Below are 12,552 nucleotides of genomic sequence, written 5' to 3' on the forward strand. Positions count from 1 at the left end.
GCCAGTCGGCCGGTCCGGGTTCGGGCGATGTGGTGAGCACCGGCACGGGTGGCGCGGCTCCCCACCCCGGCCCGGCACGTCCTCAACCCTCGGCCTGACCGGACGCGAGGCCCTCCGGTGACCACCGCGCCCTCGGCAGGATCTCCCGCACTCGCCGCCGGAAGGTGCCCAACGCGAGTTGCGCCGACACCCGCTGCCTCCCGGTGGTGCGGGCGGTCCCGGCCGGCGTGGCGAGCAGCGGCCCGACGACCCTCGTCAAGGCCCCCACCGCCGCCGCCTCCCACGCGGTCCGCAACCGCTCGACGTCCCCCTGCCCCGCCACGGCGGCGTCCGCGCTCAACTTCACCAGGAACCGGCGGACCTGGGTGTCCAGGGCCGCCAACACGCTGTCCCCGACCGCCTCACCACCGTTCCAGGTCGGGGAGTCCGTCCCGGTACCGGACAGCAGGCGCTCGGAAAGCCTGTTGGCGGCCCTGGCCAGCTCCTCGGCCTGCTGGCACACCTCGGCGACGGCCGCGCGCAGCCGCGCCTCCTCCGAGCGGAGGACCCGGACCGGCACGGAGACGGTGTCGGCGAGGACGTCGTCCACGGTGCCCGACTTCGAGCCGTAGACGACTCCGGAACCAGCGAGCCGGAGCGGGTAGTCGTCGGGCACCCCCTCGTCGCCGACGAGGCCGCCGAGCACGTCGAGCACGCGGGGCGGGCAGGAGGGCTCCCCGCCCGAGGTGGGGTTGAGCGCCAACATGGAGGACAGACCGCGCCACCCGAGCCGTCCGGGAACGTGCCGGCGGGGTCGCCACGACGGTTCGTCCCCCTCCGCCACCCGGCCCCCCGTCCACACGCTGTGCGGCTCGAACTCCCCCACACCCCCGCTGAGCCGGTCCCCGGCGGTCACGACGGCGTGCCGCACCCGCACCGGCTGCCCCTGACCACCCACCGGGAGCAGGAGCACGCGCCGGGAGAGCCAGGTCAACAGGTCCAGCGGACCGACGGCTGGACGGGACACCCACCTCGCGCCCGTCGGCGGCCGACGCCACTGGGGGCTGTCGCCGGGGGTGGCCGGCCCGATCGGGAGGTTGAACAGCAGGGTGTCGAACAACGTGGTACCCAGCGGCAGCACCGGCCCCAGCCCCCCGAGGGACCCGGCCGGGTTGCCCGTGGTCTTCCCCGCGACAAGGTGGGGATCGCCCAGCGCGCCGGTCTTGATGCCGGCCGAGTCCCAGCAGTGGACGTGCAACAGCCACCAGGCGGCCTCGGCGGGACGCAGCCCGGGGCCGGGCTGGGGGCGGGTGGCCCCGTGCCGTCCCGTCGGCGGGGCGAGGTGGCGAGCACGTGCCTGGTCCTGCTGCTCGGGGTCCGCAGCCCGGCGGCCTGCGCGAAGGGCGCGGTCGGGTGGAAGAGGTCGAAGCGGTGTCGCCACTCCGCCAGGTACCCGCCGATCCGGTCGCGCTGACCGGCGTCGAACCGTCGAGCACGGAACGTCCGGAGCCAGACGTCCCTGGTCATCGGGCCGAGCGCGTCGAGCACGACGGGCAGCAGGACCTGTCGCAGCAGCGTCGGTGCCATCGTGGGCTGACCACCGGCGAGGTCTCCGAACTCGTGGGCGTCCAGCAGGGCGTCCGCGAGCGACACCTCCCCCACCGCGCTACCGCAGACGAGCGGCAGCCAGGGTTCGTCGATCAGGTCGAAGGTGGTCATGCGTGTCTCCAACGGGAGTCGAGGCGCGTGGGGACGAGGGCGGCGGGGTCCTCGGGTGCCGTGGCCCCCTCGTCGTGGGCGCCCGGGGCACGGGGCGGGGCGGAACGGGACGCCGACGGGGTTCGCCACGGGAACGGTGTCCGGTCGACGCCGGGGAACGCTCCGGTGGGAAGTCATTTCCGAACCGGGCCCCACGCACCGGCCCCGCCGAGGTGAACCGCGCCGAGTTCGACGGGTGAACGCGACGAGCGGGCGGCGGATGCGCGAATTCGCGGGCGCCCGACAAAGGCCGATCCTTTCCCCGAACAATTACCCGGGGCGGCGATCGGGACATCCCCGCGCCCGTTTCTCGGGGAATACGACCGACGCGCCATCCACCTCCAGCCGTCACCGGAAGGGCGCGGAACACCGACCACCACCCGTGAACGCGCCGGTCAGGGCTGTCCGACGCGCCCACGGCCCCGACCGGGCCCGCTCGACACGAGCGGTGAGGCACCGGGCCACGAATCCGGACCGGAGACGAATGCAGGCAGGGGCGAACACGGGAGCACCGTAGCGCGACGCACCCCACGCCCAGGATGAATGCGCGGATATCATCCGTTCGGAGCAATAAGGGCCAAACCCGCGCCTCGATATGGCCAACAACCGTTCAGTTCTTTCACTCGACGGTGTGAGAAGGACGAGCGCTGGCGGGGTTCACGGGAAGGGCGACCGGGCGACGACGACTCCTCCGACCGCCCGGGCGGAGCACCGACGGGGAAGCGGTCCCCGGCGTCGACCGCGGGCGCGCGCCACCTCCCCGAGCCCAACCCCGTCCCCGTGGCCGGGAGGACCCGAAGCCGGTTCGACCGCTCGACGACCCCGGCACGAGGGGCCGTGGCGGGGGCTCACCCCGCCACCGAGCCGTCTGGGAAGCGGCACATCGGACACGTGGTCGCCGACGGCGCGTCGGTCCCACCCCGTGCCGCTCCCCCGTCCGACCGAGCAGGACGCCCCGTGGGGGCCGAGGGGGCGGAGCGTGGCGGTGGCCTGCCTCGACGAGGGGTATGGTCCCGCACGCGGGCGACGCGGGGTGGTCGCTGCGGGGAGGTCGACGGAGCCGGGCGCCCGGGTGGGCGAGGCCACGTCCCGACCCGCCACCCCCGCGTCCCCGACGAGGCGCCCGACGACGCGGTCGCGCGCGCCGTCGCGCCTACCGATCCAGTCCAGTACGGGAGCACCATGTCCAGCAACGGTGACGGCACCACCGTCCAGAACTCGTCCGAGCCCCCGGGCAGGTCCCGGCTCGACCGGTTCTTCAAGATCTCCGAACGCGGTTCCTCCGTGTCCCGGGAGATGCGGGGTGGCCTGGTCACCTTCGTCACGATGGCCTACATCATCGTCCTCAACCCGCTGATCCTCGGCAGCTTCTCGGCCGACGACCCCGGCGCCAAGGTGGACGTCAACGGCGACATCCTCACGGTCCCCCAGGTCGCGGCGGCCACCGCCCTGGTCGCGGGGGTGATGACGATCCTCTTCGGGCTCGTCGCCAACTACCCGTTCGGCCTGGCGGCCGGCCTGGGGATCAACACCCTCGTCGCGGTCACCATCGCTCCGCAGATGACGTGGCCGGAGGCGATGGGGTTGGTGGTGATCGACGGCCTGATCATCCTGGTGCTGGTGGCGACCGGCTTCCGCACCGCCGTGTTCAACGCGGTCCCCGCTCCGCTCAAGGCGGCGATCGCCGCCGGCATCGGCGCCTTCATCTGCTTCATCGGGCTCGTCGACTCCGGCTTCGTGCGCCGGATACCCGACGAGGCGGGCACCACGGTGCCGGTCGGGCTCGGGATCGACGGCTCCATCGCCTCCTGGCCGACGGCGGTGTTCGTCGTCGGCCTGATCCTCACCGGCGTGCTGGTGGCCCGGCGCGTCAAGGGCGCGATCCTGCTGGGCGTCCTCGGCGGCACCGTGCTGTCGGTCGTCACCGAGTGGCTCACCGGAGCCGGCCGCGGCGGTCCGGACAACCCGACGGGTTGGAACCTGAGCTACCCGGGCCTGCCCGAGCAGTGGCTGTCCCTGCCGGACCTGTCACTCGTCGGCGACGTCTCCTTCGGCGCCTGGACCAGGCTGCCCGCCATCACCGTCAGCCTGCTGGTCTTCACGCTGGTCCTCGCGAACTTCTTCGACGCGATGGGCACCATGACCGGCCTGGGCAAGGAAGGCGACCTGATGGACGACAAGGGCCAGCTGCCCGGCGTCGGTCGAGCCCTGTTCGTCGAGGGTGTGGGCGCGGTGGCCGGCGGCGCCGGCTCCGCGTCGTCCAACACCGTCTTCGTGGAGTCGGCGGCGGGCATCGCGGAGGGCGCCAGGACCGGGTTGGCGAACATCGTGACCGGCCTGCTCTTCCTGGCCGCGATGTTCCTGACCCCGCTGTACCAGGTGGTGCCGATCGAGGCGGCCGCCCCCGCGCTGGTGGTGGTCGGGGCCATGATGATCGGCCAGGTGCGGCACATCGACTTCACCGACTTCGGTGTCGCGCTGCCGGCGTTCCTCACCATCGTGGTGATGCCCTTCACCTACTCGATCGCCAACGGGATCGGCGTGGGCTTCGTCAGCTACGTGCTGATCCGGGCCGCCACCGGCAAGGCCCGGTCGATCCACCCGTTGTTGTGGGTGGTGGCGGCGGCGTTCGTCGCCTACTTCGCCGTCGGCCCGTTGCAGGCGGCCTTCGGCGGCTGACCCGGCCACCCGGGCGTCACCTCGGCCGGCGGTTCGGGCGTAATCTGGCGGTCGTGGCCGAGTCGCACGGGAACGATGAGCACCAGGGGGGTCCGCCCTCGCGGTGGAAGGACCTGCCCCCACTCAGCGAGCGGCTGGCTCGGTCCGATCCGGTCGTCCTGGTGGGCACGGCCCTGTGGGCCCTGGCCTTCCTGGTCCTCCTCGTGCTCAACCTGACGACCTCCGCCGAGCTGTCCACCCTGGTCTGGACCGCGCTGTCCGGATCGGTGCTGGGGCTGATGGGCTACGGGGTGATGTGGTGGCAGCGGCGGGCCCGGCAACGGGGCTCCCGCACCGCCCAGGTCGGTGCCTGAGACCGGGTCCTGAGACCGGATCCGGTCCGCGCCCCTCCGAGCGGTCGTCGGGGGGCGGCCCGACGAGGCCGGTGAGCGGCCCGCTGCGCCGGCTCGCCCGGGTGGCACTCCCGGTCCGCCCGGTCAGCCGAGCAGCGTGGCGGTGGTGGGTGCGACCAGCAGCGCGGCGAGCAGGTGGCGGTGGGACCACTGCCCGGTGTTCCAGGCCAGCGCCGCCGCCAGTGCCCGGGGAGTGTCCGTGGCGTGCGCCCGCCCCGTGCCGTCGACCCACCACGGCACCTGGTGCCGGCGGCCCTCGCACACCACCTCCAGGCCGTCGTGCACCAGCACGACCGGGGCTCCCTCCCCCTCGCCGGGCAACGCGAGCAGGTCGGCCACCGCCGCGCCCCCGGCCAGCCGGGCCAGCTCGGCCGGCCGGCCGGCACCGACCGGTTCGGCGCCCCACAGCTCCGAGGCCAGCGGCAGGTCCAACAGCCTGGCCAGGTCCTCGCCACTCGCCCACCCGGTGGCCACGCCGGTGCCGGCCCCCGCGCCACCGGGCCATGAGGAGCCGTTCTCCGGCCGGCCGTCGCCACCGGCCGCGACCAGCCGCGCCGCGTCGGCGACCGCCAGGAACCACGGACCGTCCAGGACGACCGCCTCGTCCGCCGGAACGCAGCCGCCGGTCAGCGAGCGGACGTGGTCGGGCGGATCGACGTCCTCCGGGCTCACCCGCCCGGAGCGCACGGCGACGGCCAGCTCGGCGTGCGCCCGCAGGGCCACCCCCTCGGACACGTCCCGCCCCCGGTCCCCGAGCCGCCCGAGCAGGTCCTCGGCGTCCTCGGCGTCCTCGACCCGCAGTCCCGCGCGCACGCCGGCGGCGACCAGCAGTTCTGTCACCGCCACGGGGTCGAGGGTGACCCCGCCGTGCTCCCCGGCCAGACCGAGGTCGGGCACGGGGTCGTGGAGGCCGGCGAGCGCGGTGGCCGAGTCCAGCCGCCACTCGCGGGGCGGGCGGCCCGCCAGCAGGGCGTGCCTGGCCAGCCACCAACTCGTGTAGCCGGTCGCGGTGACGGCTCGCCAGGTGTCGGGGCGGGCTCGCAGCAACCGCAACGCCGAGGGCCACTCGTGGTCGTCGACGAGGTCGAGGTCCCGGACGGCGATCAGCTCACGGGGACCGTCGTCCTCGGCGCCGGCGGCGTCCCACCACTCCTCCTCGTCCGCGAGGTCGTGGTCGGGTCCGGTGGGGTGCTCGTCGTGGAGGACGGCGAAGGTCTCCAGCACCCCGATCTCGACCAGCACGGGGGCCGGCCACCGGTCGGCGAACGCCGCGTCGAGCGTGGCCAGGGGGGAGTCCTCGGCCAGCACCGCGCGCAGCGGCGAACCCGGCAGCACCACCTCGTCGGCTCGGGCCCAGTCGCCGTCCTCGGTGGGCAGGGCGAGCGCGGCCAACCACGGTCTGGTCCCGCTCCCGCCCGATTCGGCGACAAGGCGGAGGACCAGGTCGGCGCGGGAAGCCACGTCGATCCCGGCGTCCGCGTCATCCAGGCTGCGGTCCACCGCGGCCCTGAGTGGCTCGGAATCCAGCAGCTCGGCGGGGCCGGCCTCCCTCGCGCCCAACTCGCGCAGCAGCGGGTGGTCGACCTCGGGGTGCGCCAGCCGCAGGCCGGTGATCTCCGCTTCGGCGAGTTCCTCGGCGTCCACCAGCCCGGGGGCCGGGAGGAGGACGTCGCGGGGGCCGGTGGCGGTGCGGCCGTCGACGAGGGGGACGGGCAGTCCGCCCAGCGCTTCCCGCCGGTCCGGATCCTCGGCGAGCCGCGCCGAGAGCGCCGTGTAGAGGGAACGCCACCAGGACGGCGGTCGGGCGATCCCGGCCAGCTCCTCGACCACGTCGGCGGGGCTGACCCGCTCGACCCCGAGGGCGGCCAGCGCGCTGGCCGCCCTCCGGTGCGACACCGAGGGGGCCACCAGTCCTGGGAGCAGCGGGGCGAGCGCGACCCCCAGCTCCGCATCGAGGTCAGGGAACACGCGTGCTCCGGTTGGCGCCACCCGCCGCCCGTCAGCCGAGGGCAACCACTGCTCGGCGCGGAGCGCGGTGAGGACGCCCTCCCGGAGCGCGGAGTCCACGTCGGACCGGGGGAACCCTGGTCGTGGCACCAGTTCGGTCCGGTCCGACCCCTCGGCCGCGAGGAGCAGGGCGGGGTAGGCGCGAGCGGCCTCGGCCAGCACGGCATCCGTGACCGGTCCGGGGAGCACCCGGCGGCGGGACGGTTCGAGCGGGACGTCGGCGAGCAGGCGGGCCGGCAGGGAGGTGGCCTCGTCGGTCCCGGTCGGGGCGTGCAGCACGTCCTCGGACAGCGGGTCCGGGGTGCCCTGGGTGGTCGTGGGGACCGCCCAGCGCACGGACCAGTCGGTGCGGCGGGACTCGACGCCCAGTGCGGTCGGCTCCACGCGCAGTTCCCCGCTCGCGCTGGCCACCAACCACCGCCGGGCCCCGTCCGGGGTCCGCACCACGATCCTGGAGAGCGCGGGGGGCGGGTGGGGTGCCGCGGCGTCGCCTGGGTGGGGGCCGGGCGCCGGCGGGGCCAGTGGTGTCTCCTCGCACGACCAGTCGTCGGCACCGACCCGGACGCGCCGCAGGCCGGGCAGGGCGAGCAGCAGGTCCTCGGCCTGGTCCCGGAATACCGCGAGCAGCGCCTCCCCGTCCACTCCCGGGGCCAGCGGGAGCCGCACCTCGGTGGTGAACCCGGCGGGTGGGCCCGGTTCGCCGGGCGGCGCCGGCCAGGGCAACCGGAGGACTGGGACCGCGCCGTCCCTGGCCGCGACGAGGTCGGCGAGGTCGGGGATGGCGGTGATCTCGGAGCGCGTCGCCGCGGCGCTGAACCGCACCCCGCCGTCCCTGGAGACGATCCGGGGTTCCTCGGTCACGGCGAGGACCGCCGCGAACCCCACGCCGAACCTGCCGGACGTCGCCTCGGGGCTGATGGCCTTCGTCGAGGCCCGCAGCGAGGAGAGGGCCTCGACTCCCCGCGCGTCCAGCGGGCGACCGGTGTTCGCCACCCGCAGTTCCGGGCCGGCGCCGCCCTCGGCGATGGTCACCAGGAGTTCCCCGGGAACTCCCGCCTCCAGGGCGGCATCCGCCGCGTTCTGGGCCAGCTCGACCGCGACGCGGTCCCGGTACCCGCCGTACCGGAGGTCCTCCTCGCTGTTGGCGTCCTCCCGGAACCGGGTGCGGGACGAGCGCCAGGCCCCGAGGACGGCGGCCCGGATGCGTCCCGTGCCGAAGGGGTCGTCCGGGTCGGACGCCTGGTCGGCCGGCCGTCCGGTCACCGCTGCTGACCGGACCCCGGGGAGGACCGTCGGCGGCGGCGGGCGCGGGGAGCGGGCGCGGTCTCCTCCTGGTCCCGCTCGTCCACCGGGGCGGGGGCCTCCGCGTCGGCCGGGGCGTTCCCCGCCGCCGCACCCTCCCCGTGAGCCTCGCCCGCGCCGTCGGCGACCGGGCTCCCGGCCGTCGTGGTGTCGGGGGTGCCCTCGTCCTGGCTGGCCGGGGCGGTGGGGCCGGCCAGCTCCGGCGCCGGGTCGCTCGGCTCCCCGGCGGCGGCGGGTCCGGCGGAGGTCTTCGTGGGACGGCGCTCGCCCTCGGCGATGCGGTTCACCGTCCCCACCGGGATGAGGTCGACGCCGGCGTCGTCGTAGACGACCTCGGCGATGGGCACCGGGGAGGTACCGCCACCCTCCGCCTCGGAGTGCGCTCCGCAGCCGTACTCGACGTGCACGACCCGGCTGTCGGCCGGGGCGAGCTCGTTGCCGCACGCACCGAAGGCCGCTCCGAGGGAGCCGTCGAGGGGGAGGTAGAAACCGCAGGTCCCGCAGTTCCCCGGGGCGCTCTTGGCCATGTCGCTGTCGGGGCCGAACTCACCGGAGACCCACCGTTCGGCGATCTCGACCCGGCCGTGCCTGCCCAGCACGCGGTGCCGACCGAGGCCGAGTTCCCTGGCGACGTCCTCGATGGCGGGGTCGTCGCTGGCGAGGTAGCCGGGTACCAGCCGGGGATCGTCCGCAGGGGTCGGCAACAGGTCACCGACGCCGAGGTCGCCGGCGCGGACCCGCTGGTCCCAGGGCAGCCACTCGGGGGCGACCAGCGCGTCGGGGCCGGGCAGCAGCACGACCTCGCTCACCGTCACCGGGCTGCCCGGGCCCGCGTGGGCGAGGGTCACGGCCCAGCGCCAGCCGACGTAGCCGGGGTGTGTGGCCGCGAACAGGTGGGTGGCGGCGGAGTCGTCCTCCGCGAGGACGTCGACGTGCTGACCGACGACCTCGCTGCCCGCCTCCTGCTGGGCGGCCTCCCAAGCCAGGTCGACCGCCGCCGCGAGCTCGGGGGCTGGTTCACGCGCCTCGACCGGTTCCTCCTGGTCAGAGGCGGTGTCAACATCGGCGTCGTAGGGCGTGGGAGTTGACATCACGGCGTCAATTGTGCCCGACGCCTTTTGATCTCCCCGCTCCCGTGCCAGGGTGTCATGGTGCGCTTTCGCCCGGTCCCCCGTGCGCGGCCCCTCGGCCCCGGACGGGTCGGTCGTGGCGCCCGCCCGCGCCGAGCCGTCCTCGGCCTGCTCGTCGCCCCCGTGCTCGTCCTCGCCGCCTGCTTCCCGCCTGCCGAAGAGCAGGACGCGGGTTCCTCCGAGGACTTTGTCAACCAGGCCGAGCAGGACGTCACGCACGGTGGCAGCGTCCCACAGCGGCTGGCCGTCGACGTCATCGAAGTCCTGCCCCACGACGTCACCGCGTTCACCCAGGGGCTGGAGGTCGCCGACGGCGTGCTCTACGAGGCGACCGGGCGGGTCGGGTCGTCCTGGGTCCGCGCCACCGATCTGGGCACCGGCGAACGACTGGCCCACGAGGACCTGCCGCCACCGCTGTTCGGCGAGGGCATCACGGTGGTGGACGACCGGTTGTGGCAGCTCACGTGGCAGGACGGCACCGCGTTGCTCCGGGACCGGCACACCCTGCGGGAGCTGGACCGCGTCGAGTACGCCGGGGAGGGCTGGGGGATCTGCCACGACGGTGATCGGCTCGTGATGAGCGACGGCACCGACGTCCTGACCTTCCGCGACCCGGAGACCTTCGCCGAACTCGGCTCGGTGGCGGTCACGAACGCGGGGGCACCGCAGCGGAACCTCAACGAGTTGGAGTGCGTCGACGGCGGGGTCTGGGCGAACGTCTGGTTCAGCGAGGACATCCTCCGCATCGACCCGGGGACGGGCGCTGTCACCGACGTCGTGGACGCCTCCGGCCTCCTACCTCCGGAGGAGCAGGCGGGCGTGGACGTGTTGAACGGGATCGCGGCGCTGCCGGGGACCGACGAGTTCCTGATCACGGGGAAGCTGTGGCCGTCGATGTTCCGGGTGCGGTTCGTCGACGGCTGAGGCAGGCGAGTGCCCCCGCCACCGGTGGTTCCCCCCTCCCCGCCCCTCCCGCTCCGTCAGCTCGGCCAGGCACGCAGGGCGAGCGTGACGACCTCGTGCAGCCGTTCCCGTGGGGTGCCCGCGTTCGCCTGGTTGGACAGGCCCTCCCAGACCACCCGCACCCACTCCGTCCAGGCCTCGGGGTCCACCTCGGCGCCCAGCGCGCCGGAGGCCAGGTCCCGCTCGATGCGTTCCCGGACGACGGCGGTCAGGGCGACCTGCTGTTCCTCCAGGGTCCTGCGCACGTCGATGGTGTCGGCGCCGCCGGTCATGGCGGCGCTGACGGTGAGGCAGCCCATCGGCCGGTCCTCGTCGGTGAACTCGTCCACGGAGTCCCGGAGCAGCCGTTCCACCGCCGCGCGCGCGGTGGGCTCACCGGCCGCGTCGACGTAGATGGCCGTGTAACGCCGCATGTACCCGAGGACGGCCTCGGCGAACACCGTGCGTTTGTCGCCGAAGGCCGCGTAGAAGCTGGACGGGGAGATCCCCATCGCGCCCGTCAGGTCGGCGAGGGAGGTGCCGTCGTAGCCGCGTTCCCAGAACAACCGGGTGGCGGTCAGCAGCGCCTCGTCCCGGTCGAAGCCGCGTCGTCGCCCGCGTCCCGGTGTGCCCATGCCCGGGATTCTGCTTGAGCGGAGCGAGGGCGCCGACTACCCTCCAATTCTGGAATGACCACTCCAGAATTGGAGGGCCGATGCGCTGGGAGTCCCGTCTCGTCCACCGCGCCGGAGCGCGGCTCCACGGCCGGTGGCGGGCCGGGCAAGGGCCGCCCCTCGTCGTCGTCCCGGGGGTGCTGGCCGAGGCCCGCGACTTCCTCCCCGTGGCCGGGGCGTTCGGCCGTCCCGAGCCCACGCTCGTCCTCGACCGGCGTGGGCGTGGCCGCAGCGGACCGCTCGGGGAGGACTACTCCACGCGCACCGAGGTGGCCGACCTCCTCGCCTGGGTCGACGAGCTGGCGAGCCCGGTTCGGCTCGTGGGGTGGAGCTACGGAGCCACCATCGCCCTGGAGGCGGCGGCGCTCGACGACCGGGTCCTCGGCGTCGTGGCCTACGAACCGGTGCTCGCGCCCTTCGCCGAGCACGTCCTGCCCGCGCTGCGCGGCGCCGACCTCGACACCAGGGTGGAGATCGTCAACGTGGACATCGCGCGCCTACCGCGCGAGCGGGTGGCGGCCCTGCGCGGCACGCCGGCCTGGGCACGGCTCCGGGAACTCGCCGCTCCCCTTCCCGAGGAACACGCCGCGCTGAACCGGTTCCGCCCCGACGCCGCCTGGTCCGGCCTCGCCGCCGACCTCGTCCTCGGTGAGCACAGCAGGGGCGCCCGCCCTACGGCGACGCCTTCGAGCGGGTCGCCGACCTGCTGCCGCTGTCGCGCACCACCCTCCTCCCCGGACACGGGCACCTCGCCCACGCCGAGGACCCCGTGGCGCTGGGCCGGCTGATCGGCACGCTGCTCTGAGCTCGGACGTCCACGGCGGCACCTCGCAGAGGCCACACCGGCCGCTCCACACCGAGCCGTGCGGACCGCGCGGGTGGACTCCAGGCACGGATCTCCCCTCCCTCGCGGCGACGGGGACGACCCCGGCCGACCGCGACGGCGGTACCGCCCCCGTCGTGCGTCGTCCTGGTGCAGGATGGGTTCCGGTGGGAGTCGTTCCCGCCACCGGAACTCCGACACGCGAGGAGGTCGGGAGGGTTGGGGCGCAAGCGTCGTTGGGTTGGTGAACAGCACGTTCCGCCACCACCACCGCCCCCGGAACAGGACTCCCCGCACGGGGCCCGCACCCGGTGGGGACGTCGGCCACGGCGGGGGTGGACCGACCAGCCCTCCATCCCCCCACCGGTCGACCGCCCCGCGCGCGCGCCGGACCAGGGACTCCACGGCGGGCCGACCGAACGGCACACCGCGCCGGTGCGGCACCCGGGGTGGGGCGGCCCCCGGCCAGCGGAGGAGCACCCACGGGCTCAGCCGAACCCGCCCGCACCGGGTGATCCGGCGGCGGAGGGGGCCGGAACCAGGGACGAGGACCCCACGCGGCGCCTCACCCCACCACCGCCACCCGGCTCCGGACCCGAGCGGGATGGCCGGCGGGGTGGTGACACCCGCCCGCTCCGCGACGGCGGACCGCCGCCGAGGAAGCTCACCGTGACCCGGGTCGCCCTGTACCGGGCCCGTCAGCTCTCCCTGCACGCGGTGGACCTCTTCTGGCGGGCCGCGCACGCCGACGGGGCGGCGCGGACGGGGCTGGACCGCCTCACCTACGCGGTGATGGCGAACGTCGCCGTGGACGCCGCCATCGCGGTCGCGCTGGCCAACACCTTGTTCTTCTCGGCGGCCCCCGG

The 12,552-nt window shown here is 74.8% G+C and carries 8 protein-coding genes and 1 pseudogene; 4 read left to right on the plus strand and 5 right to left on the minus strand.

Translation table 11 applies throughout. From position 1 onward, the window contains the following. Nucleotides 1-82: 82 nt before the first annotated feature. Both G443_RS14040 and G443_RS25865 read right to left on the minus strand, forming a co-directional pair. Nucleotides 83-1,420, minus strand: coding sequence for a type I-E CRISPR-associated protein Cse1/CasA (locus tag G443_RS14040; protein ID WP_253860212.1), 1,338 nt, complete (start codon nucleotides 1,418-1,420; stop codon nucleotides 83-85). Then, nucleotides 1,396-1,875 (minus strand): annotated as a pseudogene (locus tag G443_RS25865) (type I-E CRISPR-associated protein Cse1/CasA); the annotation flags it as partial. The pseudogene G443_RS25865 and the gene G443_RS14040, both read right to left, overlap by 25 nt. A 1,044-nt stretch (nucleotides 1,876-2,919) precedes the next feature. Here G443_RS25865 and G443_RS14045 point away from each other — a divergent pair. Together G443_RS14045 and G443_RS14050 are read left to right on the plus strand one after the other, a co-directional pair. Next, complete coding sequence (locus G443_RS14045) at nucleotides 2,920-4,416, plus strand: NCS2 family permease (RefSeq protein WP_026417505.1); 1,497 nt, start codon at nucleotides 2,920-2,922, stop codon at nucleotides 4,414-4,416. A 53-nt stretch (nucleotides 4,417-4,469) separates the two neighbouring features. Further along, nucleotides 4,470-4,769 carry a DUF2530 domain-containing protein gene (locus tag G443_RS14050; RefSeq protein WP_245588681.1) on the plus strand — a complete coding sequence of 100 codons (300 nt, stop codon included), beginning with the start codon at nucleotides 4,470-4,472 and terminating at the stop codon, nucleotides 4,767-4,769. A gap of 123 nt (nucleotides 4,770-4,892) precedes the next feature. Here G443_RS14050 and G443_RS14055 read toward each other — a convergent pair whose 3' ends face one another. Further along, nucleotides 4,893-8,078 (minus strand): sacsin N-terminal ATP-binding-like domain-containing protein, encoded by a 3,186-nt coding sequence (locus tag G443_RS14055; protein WP_051313369.1) that lies wholly within the window; start codon nucleotides 8,076-8,078, stop codon nucleotides 4,893-4,895. Further along, nucleotides 8,075-9,208 (minus strand): DUF3027 domain-containing protein, encoded by a 1,134-nt coding sequence (locus G443_RS14060; protein WP_026417508.1) that lies wholly within the window; start codon nucleotides 9,206-9,208, stop codon nucleotides 8,075-8,077. Before G443_RS14060 ends, G443_RS14055 begins: the two co-directional genes overlap by 4 nt. Before the next feature lie 57 nt (nucleotides 9,209-9,265). On the opposite strand from G443_RS14060, the gene G443_RS14065 reads away from it, so the two are divergent. Continuing rightward, entirely contained in the window at nucleotides 9,266-10,171 is a 906-nt protein-coding gene (locus G443_RS14065) for a glutaminyl-peptide cyclotransferase (RefSeq protein WP_026417509.1), read from the plus strand. 56 nt (nucleotides 10,172-10,227) lie between these two features. On the opposite strand, the gene G443_RS14070 is transcribed toward G443_RS14065, so the two are convergent. Next, nucleotides 10,228-10,824 (minus strand): TetR/AcrR family transcriptional regulator, encoded by a 597-nt coding sequence (locus G443_RS14070; protein WP_026417510.1) that lies wholly within the window; start codon nucleotides 10,822-10,824, stop codon nucleotides 10,228-10,230. Between the two features lie 80 nt (nucleotides 10,825-10,904). Here G443_RS14070 and G443_RS14075 point away from each other — a divergent pair, with 80 nt between their 5' ends. Beyond that, nucleotides 10,905-11,651 (plus strand): alpha/beta fold hydrolase, encoded by a 747-nt coding sequence (locus G443_RS14075; RefSeq protein ID WP_253860213.1) that lies wholly within the window; start codon nucleotides 10,905-10,907, stop codon nucleotides 11,649-11,651. Nucleotides 11,652-12,552: the final 901 nt, after the last annotated feature.

It is taken from the genome of Actinoalloteichus caeruleus DSM 43889, from assembly GCF_000429185.2.
Classification (GTDB): Bacteria; Actinomycetota; Actinomycetes; order Mycobacteriales; family Pseudonocardiaceae; genus Actinoalloteichus_B; species Actinoalloteichus_B caeruleus.

Bases quoted from the DNA above. Each gene is read 5' to 3' on its own strand.
- G443_RS14045 (WP_026417505.1), top strand. From the start codon at position 2,920: ATGTCCAGCAACGGTGACGGCACCACCGTCCAGAACTCGTCCGAGCCC.
- G443_RS14060 (WP_026417508.1), bottom strand. From the start codon at position 9,208: ATGTCAACTCCCACGCCCTACGACGCCGATGTTGACACCGCCTCTGAC.
- G443_RS14065 (WP_026417509.1), top strand. From the start codon at position 9,266: ATGGTGCGCTTTCGCCCGGTCCCCCGTGCGCGGCCCCTCGGCCCCGGA.
- G443_RS14070 (WP_026417510.1), bottom strand. From the start codon at position 10,824: ATGGGCACACCGGGACGCGGGCGACGACGCGGCTTCGACCGGGACGAG.
- G443_RS14075 (WP_253860213.1), top strand. From the start codon at position 10,905: ATGCGCTGGGAGTCCCGTCTCGTCCACCGCGCCGGAGCGCGGCTCCAC.